Here is a 13,882-nt window from a genome sequence, read left to right on the forward strand (position 1 = left end):
GATCGGACACATGTGGTATTTCGCCTGGATTCTCGGCATCGGCTTCGCGGTGCTGCTCGCCATTCTCAACGCCATGTGGGGCGAGAACGAAGCGGAACGGGCCGACAGCGGCCGTGCGCCCACGGGGCCTGACCATGACCCCCATGGCTGAACCGGCCACGCCGACCCCGGGCATCGCCTGGCTGCCGCTGCTGGCGGCCATCGCGATCACCCTGGCCATCACCGCCAACCCGCGCCTGCTCGCCGACGGGACCGGCGGCGCCGACCATCTGGCGGCCACGGCCCTGTTCTGGGCCATGAGCGCAGGCTTCGTGCGCGGCGTCGGCTTCGTACCCCACCAGCGGGTGCTGCGCATGCTGCTCTCCGGCGGGGCCTGCCTGGTCGGCGTGGTGTTCGCGCTGTGGCGCCTGGCGTAAGGCGCTGCCAGGTATTTTCGTCAGTCGCCCCACGCCGGCAGCGGCGCCCTGTGCAACCTGATCGCCGACCTGCCGGCCCAGGCGGCCGCCCTCGTCGCCCCGCGCAAGGCACTGCACGACGACCCCGACATCGTCTCGATGGCGGCCGGACTGCGGCGCCGCGAAGACCTCGTCGCCCCCGCGACAACTTCCGCCAGCGCATGAACGTGCGCTTTCACCAGGGCAAGGTCACCGGACTGGCCGAGGGCGGCCGGCATGTGAACTTTTCATGACAATGGCGCGGACGGCCTCAAGGTGTGCAGCGCAACATCCGTAAGCTCCGGCATCTTCCCACCGGGCTTGCTACATGTCCTTGATCACCCGCATCAGCCTCGTCTCCGTCATCGCCATGCTGGCGGTCGCGCTCACCCTCGGCGCGGCCGGCGCCGTGGCCTTCCAGCGCGAAAACCAGCGCATCGCCACGGCCGTGCATGAGGGCAACGATCTGGCATGGCGGCGGGCGATCAACGCCCAGGTCGAACGTCTGGCCGCGGCCGCCCCGAGCCTGCAGGCCGAATTCGAACTGCGCCGGGCGCTCGCCTCCGGCGTCCAGGCCGACATCGACCAGTTCGCCCAGCGCTATGTGCTCATGACCGGCGACGCCGGCCGCTACGAGGCCCTCGCCCTGCTCGATCCGGAGGGCACGGTGCGTTTCGTCACCGGCGATCCGGCCATCGGCGAGGCCGCCGCGCGCCTGGCCCGCCAGGTGCGCGAGCATGGCGACGCCACCCATGCCGTCGTCGTGGTCGGCAACGATCGATTCCGCCTGATGTATGCCTTTGCCCTCAAGTCGCGCGACCGGATCATGGGCTACGGCGTGTTCGCCCTGCCCATCGATCCGGTGTTGGCGGCGATCGCGGCGGAAACCGGTCAGGCGGTGGCGCTGACCACCGCCGAGGGTCCGCGCGCGGCCGCGCCGACCCCGCCCTTCTCCGCCCGCCTCGCCGCCGCCGGGGTCGCTGCACGGGACGAGGCCCTCACCGAGATCGCGGATGCGGGACACCGCTTCAGCGTGAGCCAGCAGCCGGTCCCGGTCGCCGACGCCCCCACGGCGCGACTGCGCATGGGGCGTGACGAAACCGCACAACTCGACGCCCTGGACCGCTTCGCACTCGTCTCCACCGGCGTGGTGGTGTCGCTGATGCTCGCCGGCGCCCTGCTCGTGGTGTTCATGATGCGTCGCTACCTGGCACCGCTCGCCACCGTGGCCCAGAGCGCCACGCGTATCGCCCAGGGCGACGTGCGTACCCGCATCGAGCGCCGCGGCGTGGCCGAGATCGCGGCGCTGGAGGACGCGATGGACGGCATGGCGACGCGCCTGCGCGAGATGGTCGTGCAGATCGCGCGGGTCGGCACCCTGATCCGCAGCGCCAGCGGCGCACTCGACGAACGCGTCGGCCAGTCGCTGTCCAGCGCGTCGGCGCTGAACGACGGCTCGCGCGAGATCGCCACCGCCATGGAGGAGATCGCGGCCACCATCGGCCAGATCGCCGACAGTACCCAGGACGCCAAGGCGTCGGCCGAACACATCCACCAGAACGCCGCCGAGGGGACCGAGGCGGTCCGCGCCAGCCGCAGCGGCATCGACGCCCTGTCCCATGACATGCACGCGACGCGTGAGGTCACCACGACGCTCACCGAACGGGCGCGCGAGGTCGCCAAGGTGGTGGACGTGATTCGCGAAATCGCCGACCAGACCAACCTGCTCGCCCTCAATGCCGCCATCGAGGCAGCCCGGGCCGGCGAACAGGGGCGTGGCTTCGCCGTCGTCGCCGACGAGGTGCGCAAGCTCGCCATGCGGACCCAGGAGTCCACCGGCGAGATCGGTACCATCATCGATCAGCTGCAGCACCATGCCGAAGCAGTCAATGCCTCTGTCGGCCACATCGGCGAGAACATCGCACGCACCGCCACCGACGCGGGCGTGGTCTCGGAACGGTTCATGAGCATCGCCGGCCAGGTCGACCGCATGACCGGCCTCAATCTCGACATCACCCGCGCCATGGAAGAACATCACAGCGCTGCGCACATGGTGTCGGCCCGCGTCGAGCGCCTGGGCGAGCTGTCACGCCAGAACCTCACCTCGAGCGATGCAATCCGCCAGACCAGCACCACCCTGGCGGATCTGGCCAAGACCCTCGGCGACCTGACCGCCCGCTTCCGTTACGAGGACGCCGACACCGCGCGGTAGCGGCCGCCAACGAAAAACGCCCCGCAGGCGGGGCGTCAGGCGATGCCGGACGGTCGCTCGATCAGCGTTCGGCGCGGCGCAGGTAGAACTCGAAACGGCCTTCGTCGAGCGTTTCGCTCTTGAGCAACTCGTTTCCGGTCTGGCGGGCGAAGGCCTCGAAATCCTTCACCGAGCCCGGATCGGTGGCCACCACGCGCAGCACCTGCCCGGTGTCCATGGCAGAGAGCGCCTTCTTGGCGCGCAGGATCGGCAAGGGACAGCTCAGGCCGCTGGCGTCCACTTCACTGTCGAAATTCATGGGCGTTCAACCTCGATCGATGCAGGGTTCGCCCCGCAGGGCGCATCGACGCATTCTAACGCCTGCGCTCAACCACCGTCACGACGCGCAAGCTCACGCTCCTCGTCGGCGCGGGCGCGCAGTTCGCGCAGGCGCGCGTCGATGGACGACTGGGTGTAGAAATCCCCGTGGGTACTGCGCTGGGCCAGTTCCAGCTGCTCGACCGCCGCGGCCCACAGGCCCTGCTTGGCGTAGACCTCGCCCTGGGCACGGTGGTACTCGCCGGTCCGGCCGCTCATCTGGTAGGCCTGCGCGAGGCGCGACCACAGCTGCACATCCTGGCGTCGCTCCTTGAGCGCGGTGTCGAGCAGATCGATGGCGGATTTGGCCCGCCCGGCCTGGAGGCGCGCGTCGGCCAGCCGGTAGACCAGGTACTCCGCCTCCGGATGCCGCTTCATGGCCGCCGACAACAGCGAATCGGCCACGTCCCACTGCTTGCGGGCGGTAGCCAGCTCACCGCCGAGGGCCGTGATGAGCGGGTTGTCGTCGCTGGCGGAGAAGCCATCGTAGATGCGCTGCGCCTCGTCCAGCTCGCCGGCCCGCATGAGCGCGTTGACATAGGCGTAGCGCTGCCCCGGCGTGGGCGTCTTGGCGCGGGTGAACAGATCCTTTTCACGCGCCAGGGTGTCGCGCGCCACGCCCTCGGACGACACCAGCCGGGCCTGGATGAGGAGGAAGTCCTCGGAGCTGGGCACCTGGCGGAAGCGCATGCTGGCCACCCGGTTCTCCATGTCGGCGATCCGGTCGGTGGTCAGCGGGTGGGTGCGCAGATAGGCCGGCGCGTTGTTTTCATACAGCCGCGACTCGCGCTGCAGGCGCTCGAAGAAGTGCGGCATGCCGCGCACATCGAAACCGGCCGCCTCGAGCGACTGCAGGCCGATGCGGTCGGCCTCGCGCTCGAAGTCGCGGCTGTAGGCCAGCTGCGTCTGCATGCCCGCTGCCGCCCCGCCCGCCACCGCGGCCTGGGCAAGCTGGTCGCTGCTCTTCGCCGCGAGCACGGCGACCAGCACCGAAGCGAGCATGATCAGGCTGCTCTGGCTGCGCTTGCCGATCATGCGCGCGATATGGTGCTGTTGCACGTGGCCCACCTCGTGCCCCAGCACCGAGGCCAGTTCCGACTCGGTCTGCGCGGTCTCGATCAGCAGCGTATGCACGCCGATGAAGCCCCCCGGCAGCGCAAAGGCGTTGATGGTCGGCTCTCGCAGGGCGAAGAAATGGAAGCTGCCTTTCGACCCCGAACCCTGAACGATGCGCTCGCCCAGGGCGTTGAGATAGGCCTCGGTCTCCGGATCGTCCAGATAGCTGCGGTCATGCCAGCGAATGTCGCGCATGATCTGTTCGCCGAGGCGCTGCTCGGCCTGGGGGGACAGGTCGCCGGCAGACGAGTCGCCCAGTTCGGGCAGGCCATCGGCCATGCCGGCGGTGGCCAGGCAAGCGCTGAGCAACAGGGCAAGGGTGCGTTTCATCATCGTGGTGCTATGATACCCGCGCCCCAAATCAGTTCCATATCACACGCTCGGTAGCTTCTCATGACGGACCGTCTGACCCATTTCGATGCCGATGGCCAGGCCCACATGGTGGATGTGGCCGACAAGTCGGAGACCCGCCGGGTCGCCGTGGCCGAGGGGCGCATCGTGATGGCGCCCGAGACCTTCGCCATGATCGAACAGGGCAGCGCCAAGAAGGGCGACGTCATCGGCATCGCCCGCATCGCTGCCATCCAGGCCGCCAAGCGCACCGCCGACCTGGTGCCGCTGTGCCACCCGCTGCCCCTGACCCGGGTCGCCGTCGACTTCGCCCTCGACGCGGACGAGCCGGCGGTGCGCTGCACCGTGCGCGCCGAGACCGTGGGCCGCACCGGCGTGGAGATGGAGGCGCTCACCGCGGTGCAGGTCGGCCTGCTCACCATCTACGACATGTGCAAGGCGGTCGATCGCGGCATGCGCATGGAAGGCATCCGTCTGCTCGAAAAGCTCGGCGGCAAGTCGGGGCACTGGCGGGCGGACGACGCCTGAGCCACCCCGAGCGCCCGCCGCCGTCGCCCTCAAAAAACGGTAACGATGGAACGGTAATATCGACGCGCTCATGAGCAAGGAAATCGAACTGAAACTGGCGCTGCCCAAAGCGGCGCTCGCCGCCCTGCGGCGTCATGACCTGGTCGCCCGGTCCGAAAAGATCGGCAATGCGGCCACGCTCACCAACACCTATTACGACACCCCGCAGCTGAGCCTGCGCGCCAGACGCATCGCCCTGCGCACCCGCAAGCAGGGACGGCGCTGGCTGCAGACGGTCAAGTGCGCCGCGCCCTCGGTCGGCGGCCTGTCCGCCCGCCCCGAGTGGGAGCAGGACTTCCTCGGCGCCTTCGACTTTTCCGCCATCGACGATACCGGCACCGCGCAGGAACTCGAGGCCGTCGCCGACCGCCTGGTGCCCGTGTTCACCACCAACTTCCGGCGCGAGACCTACCGCCTGACCCCGGCCGAGGGTGTCGAGATACTGCTCATGCTCGACCAGGGCCGGATCGCCGCCGAGGGGCGCGAAGAACCTATCTGCGAGGCCGAACTGGAACTGGTCAGCGGCAACGCGGACGATCTGTTCGCGGTGGCCTGTGCCCTTGCCGAACACGTCCAGCTGATGCCGTCGGACCGCAGCAAGGCCCAGCGCGGCTACGCCCTGTTCACTGCCACCCCGGCCGAAGCGGCGCGGGCCGACAAGTCGCGCATCGAGCCCGGTCAGTCACCGCTCGAAGCGTTTCGCACCCTCGCCCACGACTGTCTGCGCCAATGGCAGGCCAACGCCGCCGCGGCCATCGACGGCGACGATCCGGAATACGTCCATCAGATGCGCGTGGCCCTGCGCCGGCTGCGCTCGCTGGTCCGGCTGTTCCGCCCGGCGCTGCCCGAGTCGTTCGTGGACCACTGGAGCGACGTGCTGCGCGACACCGCCTCGGAAATGGGCGACGCCCGCGATTTCGACGTGATGCTCGCCGAGATCCTCGATGTGGCCGAACCGGCACCGTTGATGCCGGCGACACTTCTCGACGGATTGCGTGAACAGGCGCTGAGCGCCCGCGAGGCCGCCCGCCGAGACGCCCGCGAACGCCTGACCCATTCGAGCCAGGGGCTGCGAATCCTGCGCTTCGCCCGCGAACTCAATGCGCTGGGCAGCAACGCGCTGGACGCCTCCGCCGACCTGACGGCCTTCGCCCGCCTGCAGATGGATGCGCTGCGCAAACGCTCACGCAAGCGTTTCGCCCTCGCGCAAGGTCCCGACCCGGACCACATCCACGAACTGCGGGTGGCACTCAAGCAAGTGCGCTACGGGGCCGAATTCTTCCAGCCCCTGTTCGCTGGCGACACCATGAAGCCGTTTCTCGGCGCCTTGCGACGGGCGCAGGAGCAACTCGGCTACCTGAACGATGTCGAAATCGCACGCGGCCGCATGCTCGGCTGGGTCGAAACCCACCCCGAACTGGCCGCGCCGACCCACTTCGTGCTCGGGTGGCACGCCCCGCGCTGTGCGCGCATCCGCCGGCGCATCCTGCTCGAAGTCGAACCCCTGCTGTGGGGCAAATCCGCGTGGAAACGCCCCCGCAAGTCACCCTAGTTTGACTGGATAGCTCCATGGATCTGCTGCTGTGGCGTCATGCCGAAGCCGTTGAAGGCACCCCCGATCATCTGCGCGAACTGACCGAGCGCGGCCGCAAACAGGCCCGCAAGGTGGCCCGCTGGCTCGACGACAACCGGCCCAAGCGCCTGCGCGTGATGGCCAGCCCCACGGTGCGCACGCGCCAGACGGTCAGCGCCTTCACCGACGACTTCGAGATCATCACCGCGCTGGCCCCCGAACATGGCGTCTCCGACATCCTCGCCGCCACCGGCTGGCCGGAGGGGCGCGGTGCGGTGCTCGTGGTCGGCCACCAACCGACGCTCGGTCGCCTCGCGGCGCTGCTGCTATCGGGCCAGGAAGCGCCGTGGTCGGTCAAGAAGGGTGCCCTGTGGTGGTTCACCAATCGGGTGCGCAACGACGAGACCCAGACCGTGCTGCGCACCGTCATCACGCCGGACATGATCTGAACCGACCGTCTGCGGCGCAGCGCAGACCGTGTCAGTCGGCAGTAAGATGGGACGTCCAGACTGCCGCACCGATCCGGACACCGTGTCCCGGCGGTATGTATCGAGGGCTTCATGTTGCGTCGTTTCCTGCCGTCTCACGAGAGCATCAAGCAGCACCGCCTGCTGCAATGGCTCGGCCCGCGCCTGCACGACCCCTGCCTGTGGCATCTGAATCGCCGCACCGTCGCCAAGGCCGTGGCCATCGGCGCCTTCTTCGGCCTGATGATTCCCGTCGCGCAGATCCCCGCCGCGGTGATCGCCTCCCTCGTGCTGCGGGCCAATCTGTGGCTTGCGGCGGTCAGCACCCTCATCAGCAACCCGTTCACCTACGCGCCCCTCTACTACGTCGCCTACCGGCTCGGCGCCGGCATTCTCGGTCGGCCGGCATCGGGCGCCACGGCGGACGCTCCGGTGATCGACAGCTTTGCCCAGTGGCTGACCCATGCCTGGCAGTGGCTCGGCGGTGTCGGCCAGCCCTTGCTGCTGGGCATGGCCCTGATGGCGGTCACGGGCGCCGTCGTCGCCTACTATCTGGCCGAGGGGCTGTGGCGCTATCACGTTCTTCGCAAACGTCGAGCCCGCGTCCAGCGCCGGATTGCGCGCCATCCGGCCGGGTGAGATCACGCCGTTCATCGTTGCTGCCCTGCACAAACTCAAACGTTTGGATTACACTCAGCGATCCCTGTGTCTGACCGACGGAGCCTTTCCGCGGCCCGGTGGATCGAATGGACGAAAGACCTGCTGAAGGCACACGGCGCATCATCAACGGGCGCCTTCGCGTGCATTACGACGGATTCTGGATCAAGGTCTACGACCCCCCGGAAGACACCCTCGCGGCCAAGAAAAAGCTCATCGAGGCGCTGACCCGGCGCCTGTTCAATCACGTCGAGCACGGCATCAACATTCCCGGCAAACGTCTCGACGAGGCCCGCAAGGCCTACGAGAGCGAGCAGGACCCGGCGCTCAAGCGGATCAAGGGCGGCATGCTCGCCGGCGCGCTGTTCAATCGCGCCGCCGACATCTTCACCAAGCTGGTCGAGTTGCAGGCCATGGGCATCGAGATCGGTCAGGACAACCCGCTCATGCGCCAGTGCGGCGGCTGTCTGCAGAACGCGCTGGAACTGGGCAAGCTGGTCAATCACCTGTCCGGCGAGGAAGGCATCGACGAGCTGTGGGGCGAGCCGTTCCGGGCCTTCTCGATACCGATCGACGCCTTCTATGAAAGCCGCTACATCAAGATCGCGCAGACCATGCGGGACATCGATCTGATCTCCCATACCATGGTCGGCACCTTCGCCGGCAACGCCGCCTTCGAGGGCATCGAGCCGCTGATCCGCCAGTACGCCGACACCGCGCGCGAGAAATGCGAGACCCTGCGGACCGATCCGGCGATCTTCGACATCTGGCCCGCCTTCGTCGTCGCCGGCGAGAAACTGTCCTGTTTCCAGCCGACCCTGCCGGCGCGGGCCGCCCGCACCCAGGTGCGCATGGCCGAGGCCGGGGTCGACATCCTCGCGGCGGGCACCGACCTGGTCACCTACATCACCCGCGCCCGCGTGCCCATGCCCAAGAGCACGCGCGACTACATCGAGCAGTGCAACGCCTACCGCCTGCGCTGGAGCGGCCTGGACTGCGCCGCAACAGCGACGGCGACCACGACCCGCATCCGCGCCGCCTGACGCCCCCGGGCCTCAGGCGATGATGCCGCCGCCCAGGCACACCTTCGATTCGTACACCACCACGCTCTGCCCCGGGGTGAGCGCCCACTGCGGCTGCGCGAACGCGATCCTGGCGCGCTCGGCGTCCACGGCCTCGATCTCGCAGGGCTGATCCGGTGTGCGGTAGCGCGGCTTGGCCGTGTACACCCAGTGCGTGTGCGGGTTGCGCCCGGCGATCCAGTTCAGTTCGATCGCCTCGAGTGAATCGCGCAACAGGGCCGGATGGTCATGCCCCTGAACCACGTACAGCACGTTGCCGGCCACGTCCTTGGCGGCCACGTACCAGGCCTCGTGCTCGCCGGCCGCGTCCTGCTGGCCCTTGATGCCGCCGATCATGAGCCCCTTGCGCTGGCCGATGGTGTGATACATCAGCCCCTGGTGCTCGCCGAGCACGCGATCGTCGTCGAGCGCGCGGATCTGCCCCGGCTTGGCCGGCAGGTAGCGGGCCAGGAACTCGCGGAACGGGCGCTCGCCGATGAAACAGATGCCGGTCGAGTCCTTCTTGTCGAAAACATGCAGCCCGGCCGCCTCGGCCATGCGGCGCACGTCGCGCTTGTACAGGTCGCCGAGCGGGAAGATCGTCCGGGCCAGCTGTTCCTGGTTCAGGCGATAGAGGAAATAGCTCTGGTCCTTGGTACCGTCCTCGGCCTTGAGCAGCTGGAATTCGCTGCGCCCGTCGCTGTGCCACTCGCGCACCCGTGCGTAGTGACCGGTCGCGATCCTGTCGGCACCCAGGCCCATGGCATGATCGAGGAAGCAGCGGAACTTGATCTCGGAATTGCACAGGATGTCGGGATTCGGCGTGCGCCCGGCCTCGTATTCCTTGAGGAAATCGGCAAACACCCGGTCCTTGTACTCGGCCGAGAAATTGACCACTTCGAGCTCGATGCCGATCACGTCGCACACCGAGGCCACATCCACCAGATCCTGGCGGGTGGAGCAGTATTCGTCGTCATCGTCGTCTTCCCAGTTCTTCATGAACAGGCCGACCACGTCGTAGCCCTGCTGCTTGAGCAACAGCGCAGCCACCGCCGAATCGACGCCGCCGGACATGCCGACGACCACTTTCATACCATTGGGGTCCTGTTTAAGGGACATAAGGTCCATCTCCATCGAGCCAGTCGGCCAGCGGCAGGATCACCGCCGGCTCACCCTGTTCAACAAACCAGCTGTCGACCACGTAGCGTGCCCCCGGCGAGCCAGCGGCCGGCACCGACGCGACCTGCGGCGCAACCGGCAGTTTGGCGCGCAGGTCGCCGCAGTCGCACAGCGCCATGAGCACCGGCACATGGTCCGGCACCGGCGCGGGCGCCGGAGGGGCCGCCGGCCCGGGGGACAGCTCCTCGACCACCGCGGAAAAATGCTGGAACAGCAGCAAGGTGGTGCGCCGCGCCTTGGGCGCGACCTTGTGAAAATGCAGCATGCCGCGCGCCTCGAGCAGCTGCAGCAGGCGCATCGTCGAGGTGGAGTGATCGATGCAGTCCATCCTGCCGAGCACCCCCTGGTCGGCGAAATTGCCCTTGCGATCCGCGCCCATCGGCAACTGCTGTCCCGCCTCCCGGTACAGCCGGCCGATGACGCGGGCGAGCACGGCGCGTTCCTCGCGTGCCGAGCGGGCCTGCGCCAGCTGCGCGCCGATGGCGGTCAGATCCGCCTCGGAATAGGTGGCGCTGGCCTGCGTCTGGCATCCGTAATTGAAGCAGAACATCACCTGTGCCGCCGCCGCGGCGCCACCGGCCCAGGCCAGCGCGCCCAGCAGCATCAGGGCACGCCAGGCCCTCATGCGGCGCCGTAGTGCCGGATCACGTCCAGCGGCAGGCGCCGGCCGCTGAGGTAGTCGTCCACGCACTGGAGCACGAGGGGGCTGCGATGCCGGTCGCGACACGCGATGATCTCCTCGCGGGTGAGCCACACGGCGCGCACGATTCCCGTATCGAGCGCCTGGCCGGCGATACGCTCGCCGGGTTCGCCGGTGAAGGTGAAACGCAGATAGGTGACCTCCCCGTCGGGGCGCGGCCACTGGTAGATGCCGATCAGGTGGGTCGGCCGGAAGGGGTGCGCGGTCTCCTCGAGCGCCTCGCGCGCGACCGCCTCGACGAGCGATTCGCCGGCCTCGAGATGCCCGGCGGGCTGGTTGAAGCGCAGCCCCGCGGCGGTCTCCTCCTCGACCAGGAGAAAACAGCCGTCGCGTTCGATGACCGCGGCCACGGTCACATTGGGTTTCCAGACTCGTTCCATGAGCGTCAGCGAAAGATGCAAGCGCGCATTCTACCGCGCCGGCGCCGGTTCGGCGCAGTGCACCACGGCCGTCGGCGCCCGGCGGGGGTGGATCCGAGACGCGCCGAAACGCCCAAGATGCGCTAGAATTGCCGGCTTGGCACGCCCACTCGGGCGCCGACCGCAACCCAAGATTTTTCGCTGGAGATTTCACCATGTCCATGGCCGATCGCGATGGTTTCATCTGGTACGACGGAAAGCTGGTGCCCTGGCGCGAGGCCACCACCCACGTGCTGAGCCACTCGCTGCATTACGGTCTGTCCGTGTTCGAGGGCGTGCGCGCCTACAAGACGGCCAAGGGCACCGCGATCTTCCGCCTGCGCGAGCACACGCAGCGCCTGATCAACTCGGCCAAGATCTATCACATGCCGGTGGAGCACTCGATCGACACCCTCATGGAAGCCCAGCTCGAGGTGGTCCGCGCCAACAAGCTCGAGTCCTGCTATCTGCGCCCGATCATCTTCTACGGTTCCGAGAAGATGGGCATCTCCACCCGCGGCGTGAGCACGCACACCGCGGTGGCCGCCTGGCCGTGGGGCGCCTACCTTGGTGAAGAGGGTCTGGAGAAAGGCATCCGGGTGAAGACCTCCTCGTACGCCCGTCACCATGTGAACGTGACCATGCCGCGCGCCAAGGTGGCCAGCACCTACGCCAACTCGATCCTGGCCAACCTCGAGGCCACCCAGGACGGCTACGACGAAGCCCTGCTGCTCGACGTGAACGGCTTCGTCGCCGAAGGCGCCGGCGAGAACCTGTTCATCGTCAAGGACGGCAAGATCTACGAGCCGGAGATCGCCTCCGCGCTGACCGGCATCACCCGCGACTCGGTCATCCAGATCGCGCGCGAATTCGGCCTCGAAGTGACGCCGCGCCGCCTCACCCGTGACGACATCTACATCTGCGACGAAGCCTTCTTCACCGGCACCGCCGCCGAAGTGACGCCGGTCCGCGAGCTGGACAACCGCACCATCGGCAGCGGCCGTCGCGGCCCGGTCACCGAGCGGATCCAGTCCCGCTTCTTCGAGATCGTCGGCGGGAAGGCCCCCGAGTACGATCACTGGCTTGCCTACATCTGAGACGACGAGAACTCCCTGCCATGGCTGAAAATCAGGACAAGAACGACATCATCGAGGTCACCGCGAAGGACCTGCCGCTGTTCTGCCCGCGTCCGGGCGCACCCTTGTGGGCGCGCCACCCCCGCGTCTTCCTCGACGTACTGACCGAGGGCAAGGTCAGCTGCCCGTACTGCAGCGCCACCTACGTGTTTACCGGCGAACGGCCCACGGGCCACCACTGAAGACGCCGGGCGGAGCGGCCCGATGGCGGAGATGCGCGTGAGCACAGCCGTATTCACCACGCCCCAGGAAGCCGAAGACGCCTTCTACGAGGCCTTCTCGCGCGCGGATCTGGAGGCCATGATGGCCGTCTGGTCCGAAGACGAGGAAGTCATCTGCATCCATCCGGGCGCGCCCCGGGTGGTCGGCCTCGCCGCCGTGCGTGACTCCTGGCGACAACTGTTCGCCGGCGGCACCCGACTGCAGATCACCGTCTCCAACGAGGTGATCTCGGCCGGCACCCTGATGGCCATCCACTGCGTGCTCGAGCACATTCAGGTGGAAGGCGACAACGAGCTGCACGCGCCGATCGTGGCCACCAACGTGTTCATGCGCGGCGCCCTGGGCTGGCGCATGGTCGCGCATCATGCCTCGCCGACGCCGGAAATCGACGTCATGGGCGACTCGGGCGGCCCGCTCATCGTTCATTGAGATCCTGGCGGGGCGCATGACCGACTCCACCTATCGCGCTCCGGGATGGCTGCCGGGCGGCCACCTGCAGACCATCTGGCCCCTGGCCCGCAAGCCGGCCTCGCCGGAGTACATGCGCGTGCGCTGGGAGACGCCCGACGAAGACTTCATCCACGCCGACTGGATCCCGAAACGCCCGGGCGTGCCCCTGGTGGTGCTCTTCCACGGGCTCGAGGGCGACAGCGATTCGCACTATGCGCGCTCGGTCATGAGCCATCTGAGCCGGATCCGCTGGAACGGCGTGGTGCCGCATTTTCGTGGCTGCTCGGGCAAACCCAACCGGCTGATGCGCGCCTACCACTCCGGCGACAGCGAAGAGATCGGCTGGATGCTGGCGCGCATCGCGGAACGCTATCGCGAGGGCCCGGTGTTCGCGGTCGGCATTTCCCTGGGCGGCAATGCCCTGCTCAAGTGGCTGGGCGAACAGGGGCGGGATGCGCGCAAATACGTGGCGGCCGCGGCGGCCGTATGCGCGCCGCTTGATCTGGAGATCTCCGGGCGCGCCCTGGGCGAGGGTTTCAACCGGGTGTACACCGCACGCTTTCTGCGCACGCTCAAGGCCAAGGCGCTCGACAAGATCCGCACCCACGGGGATACCAGCCTCGACGCCGAACGCATCCGCACGTCGCGCACGCTCTACGAGTTCGACGACGCCTTCACCGCCCCCGTGCATGGCTTCGACGGTGTACTCGACTACTGGCGGCGCGCCTCGAGCCGGCCGCTGCTGCACGGCATCCGCGTGCGCACCCTGTTGCTCAACGCCCGCAACGACCCCTTCGTCCCCCCCGAAATCCTCCCCGCGGACAGCGAGCTGCCCCGCTACGTCACCGCCGAATATCCGGCCACCGGCGGCCATGTCGGCTTTCTGCGCGGCGGCTTTCCGGGTCACTTGAACTGGCTGCCCGAACGCCTCGTCACCCACTTCCGCCATTCGGTGAAACGGCGCCGGTAAGACAACTGTTACAACGACCGAAAATCAATCTG

At 68.0% G+C, this 13,882-nt stretch carries 17 protein-coding genes; 12 read left to right on the top strand and 5 right to left on the bottom strand.

Annotated elements, in window-relative coordinates:
- The first annotated feature begins 10 nt into the window (after positions 1-10).
- From cydX to G3580_RS12140, 3 genes are all read left to right on the top strand, one after another.
- On the top strand, positions 11-151 hold the full coding sequence (cydX, locus tag G3580_RS12130) for a cytochrome bd-I oxidase subunit CydX (protein WP_173765859.1): 141 nt from the start codon (positions 11-13) through the stop codon (positions 149-151).
- On the top strand, positions 135-416 hold the full coding sequence (locus G3580_RS12135; RefSeq protein ID WP_228720652.1) for a cyd operon YbgE family protein: 282 nt from the start codon (positions 135-137) through the stop codon (positions 414-416). The genes cydX and G3580_RS12135 overlap by 17 nt, the downstream gene beginning before the upstream one ends.
- Positions 417-762: 346 nt before the next feature.
- Positions 763-2,646: a methyl-accepting chemotaxis protein gene (locus G3580_RS12140; protein WP_173765861.1), complete on the top strand. Its 1,884-nt coding sequence runs from the start codon at positions 763-765 to the stop codon at positions 2,644-2,646.
- A 61-nt stretch (positions 2,647-2,707) separates the two neighbouring features.
- On the opposite strand, the gene G3580_RS12145 is transcribed toward G3580_RS12140, so the two are convergent.
- On the bottom strand, positions 2,708-2,944 hold the full coding sequence (locus G3580_RS12145; RefSeq protein WP_173765863.1) for a sulfurtransferase TusA family protein: 237 nt from the start codon (positions 2,942-2,944) through the stop codon (positions 2,708-2,710).
- A gap of 68 nt (positions 2,945-3,012) precedes the next feature.
- The gene (locus tag G3580_RS12150; RefSeq protein ID WP_323847978.1) at positions 3,013-4,449 is read right to left on the bottom strand and encodes a beta-barrel assembly-enhancing protease; all 1,437 of its coding nucleotides are present in this window, start codon (positions 4,447-4,449) and stop codon (positions 3,013-3,015) included.
- A gap of 63 nt (positions 4,450-4,512) precedes the next feature.
- On the opposite strand from G3580_RS12150, the gene moaC reads away from it, so the two are divergent.
- The 5 genes from moaC (at position 4,513) to G3580_RS12175 (ending at position 8,777) form a co-directional block, all read left to right on the top strand.
- Complete coding sequence (gene moaC / locus G3580_RS12155) at positions 4,513-4,998, top strand: cyclic pyranopterin monophosphate synthase MoaC (RefSeq protein WP_173765867.1); 486 nt, start codon at positions 4,513-4,515, stop codon at positions 4,996-4,998.
- 70 nt (positions 4,999-5,068) lie between these two features.
- Entirely contained in the window at positions 5,069-6,589 is a 1,521-nt protein-coding gene (locus tag G3580_RS12160; protein ID WP_173765868.1) for a CYTH and CHAD domain-containing protein, read from the top strand.
- A gap of 17 nt (positions 6,590-6,606) precedes the next feature.
- On the top strand, positions 6,607-7,059 hold the full coding sequence (locus tag G3580_RS12165) for a SixA phosphatase family protein (protein WP_173765870.1): 453 nt from the start codon (positions 6,607-6,609) through the stop codon (positions 7,057-7,059).
- 111 nt (positions 7,060-7,170) lie between these two features.
- Positions 7,171-7,716, top strand: a complete 546-nt coding sequence (locus G3580_RS12170; protein WP_173765872.1) for a DUF2062 domain-containing protein — start codon at positions 7,171-7,173, stop codon at positions 7,714-7,716.
- 107 nt (positions 7,717-7,823) lie between these two features.
- Positions 7,824-8,777 carry a hypothetical protein gene (locus tag G3580_RS12175; protein WP_228720653.1) on the top strand — a complete coding sequence of 318 codons (954 nt, stop codon included), beginning with the start codon at positions 7,824-7,826 and terminating at the stop codon, positions 8,775-8,777.
- 12 nt (positions 8,778-8,789) lie between these two features.
- On the opposite strand, the gene mnmA is transcribed toward G3580_RS12175, so the two are convergent.
- The 3 genes from mnmA to G3580_RS12190 are packed head-to-tail and all read right to left on the bottom strand — an operon-like array spanning position 8,790 to position 11,054.
- Positions 8,790-9,887 carry a tRNA 2-thiouridine(34) synthase MnmA gene (mnmA, locus tag G3580_RS12180; RefSeq protein ID WP_173765874.1) on the bottom strand — a complete coding sequence of 366 codons (1,098 nt, stop codon included), beginning with the start codon at positions 9,885-9,887 and terminating at the stop codon, positions 8,790-8,792.
- A 16-nt stretch (positions 9,888-9,903) separates the two neighbouring features.
- A complete protein-coding gene (locus G3580_RS12185) occupies positions 9,904-10,599 on the bottom strand; it encodes a hypothetical protein (protein WP_173765876.1) in 696 nt (231 codons plus the stop codon).
- Entirely contained in the window at positions 10,596-11,054 is a 459-nt protein-coding gene (locus G3580_RS12190; RefSeq protein WP_173765878.1) for an NUDIX hydrolase, read from the bottom strand. Before G3580_RS12190 ends, G3580_RS12185 begins: the two co-directional genes overlap by 4 nt.
- A gap of 194 nt (positions 11,055-11,248) precedes the next feature.
- Here G3580_RS12190 and G3580_RS12195 point away from each other — a divergent pair, with 194 nt between their 5' ends.
- The 4 genes from G3580_RS12195 to G3580_RS12210 are packed head-to-tail and all read left to right on the top strand — an operon-like array spanning position 11,249 to position 13,850.
- A complete protein-coding gene (locus G3580_RS12195) occupies positions 11,249-12,169 on the top strand; it encodes a branched-chain amino acid transaminase (RefSeq protein WP_173765880.1) in 921 nt (306 codons plus the stop codon).
- Between the two features lie 20 nt (positions 12,170-12,189).
- Positions 12,190-12,390, top strand: coding sequence for a zinc-finger domain-containing protein (locus G3580_RS12200; RefSeq protein WP_173765882.1), 201 nt, complete (start codon positions 12,190-12,192; stop codon positions 12,388-12,390).
- Positions 12,391-12,421: 31 nt separating this feature from the next.
- Positions 12,422-12,859 carry a YybH family protein gene (locus G3580_RS12205; protein ID WP_323848011.1) on the top strand — a complete coding sequence of 146 codons (438 nt, stop codon included), beginning with the start codon at positions 12,422-12,424 and terminating at the stop codon, positions 12,857-12,859.
- A 16-nt stretch (positions 12,860-12,875) separates the two neighbouring features.
- On the top strand, positions 12,876-13,850 hold the full coding sequence (locus tag G3580_RS12210; RefSeq protein WP_173765886.1) for a YheT family hydrolase: 975 nt from the start codon (positions 12,876-12,878) through the stop codon (positions 13,848-13,850).
- Positions 13,851-13,882: the final 32 nt, after the last annotated feature.

It is taken from the genome of Nitrogeniibacter mangrovi (assembly GCF_010983895.1).
GTDB lineage: Bacteria > Pseudomonadota > Gammaproteobacteria > Burkholderiales > Rhodocyclaceae > Nitrogeniibacter > Nitrogeniibacter mangrovi.

What these genes read in the sequence shown, in the direction of transcription:
- G3580_RS12210 (WP_173765886.1), top strand. Translation starts at nt 12,876, where the DNA reads ATGACCGACTCCACCTATCGCGCTCCGGGATGGCTGCCGGGCGGCCAC.
- G3580_RS12195 (WP_173765880.1), top strand. Translation starts at nt 11,249, where the DNA reads ATGTCCATGGCCGATCGCGATGGTTTCATCTGGTACGACGGAAAGCTG.
- cydX (WP_173765859.1), top strand. Translation starts at nt 11, where the DNA reads ATGTGGTATTTCGCCTGGATTCTCGGCATCGGCTTCGCGGTGCTGCTC.
- G3580_RS12150 (WP_323847978.1), bottom strand. Translation starts at nt 4,449, where the DNA reads ATGAAACGCACCCTTGCCCTGTTGCTCAGCGCTTGCCTGGCCACCGCC.
- G3580_RS12185 (WP_173765876.1), bottom strand. Translation starts at nt 10,599, where the DNA reads ATGAGGGCCTGGCGTGCCCTGATGCTGCTGGGCGCGCTGGCCTGGGCC.
- moaC (WP_173765867.1), top strand. Translation starts at nt 4,513, where the DNA reads ATGACGGACCGTCTGACCCATTTCGATGCCGATGGCCAGGCCCACATG.
- G3580_RS12165 (WP_173765870.1), top strand. Translation starts at nt 6,607, where the DNA reads ATGGATCTGCTGCTGTGGCGTCATGCCGAAGCCGTTGAAGGCACCCCC.
- G3580_RS12205 (WP_323848011.1), top strand. Translation starts at nt 12,422, where the DNA reads ATGCGCGTGAGCACAGCCGTATTCACCACGCCCCAGGAAGCCGAAGAC.
- G3580_RS12170 (WP_173765872.1), top strand. Translation starts at nt 7,171, where the DNA reads ATGTTGCGTCGTTTCCTGCCGTCTCACGAGAGCATCAAGCAGCACCGC.
- G3580_RS12140 (WP_173765861.1), top strand. Translation starts at nt 763, where the DNA reads ATGTCCTTGATCACCCGCATCAGCCTCGTCTCCGTCATCGCCATGCTG.
- mnmA (WP_173765874.1), bottom strand. Translation starts at nt 9,887, where the DNA reads ATGAAAGTGGTCGTCGGCATGTCCGGCGGCGTCGATTCGGCGGTGGCT.
- G3580_RS12135 (WP_228720652.1), top strand. Translation starts at nt 135, where the DNA reads ATGACCCCCATGGCTGAACCGGCCACGCCGACCCCGGGCATCGCCTGG.
- G3580_RS12145 (WP_173765863.1), bottom strand. Translation starts at nt 2,944, where the DNA reads ATGAATTTCGACAGTGAAGTGGACGCCAGCGGCCTGAGCTGTCCCTTG.
- G3580_RS12190 (WP_173765878.1), bottom strand. Translation starts at nt 11,054, where the DNA reads ATGGAACGAGTCTGGAAACCCAATGTGACCGTGGCCGCGGTCATCGAA.
- G3580_RS12200 (WP_173765882.1), top strand. Translation starts at nt 12,190, where the DNA reads ATGGCTGAAAATCAGGACAAGAACGACATCATCGAGGTCACCGCGAAG.
- G3580_RS12175 (WP_228720653.1), top strand. Translation starts at nt 7,824, where the DNA reads ATGGACGAAAGACCTGCTGAAGGCACACGGCGCATCATCAACGGGCGC.
- G3580_RS12160 (WP_173765868.1), top strand. Translation starts at nt 5,069, where the DNA reads ATGAGCAAGGAAATCGAACTGAAACTGGCGCTGCCCAAAGCGGCGCTC.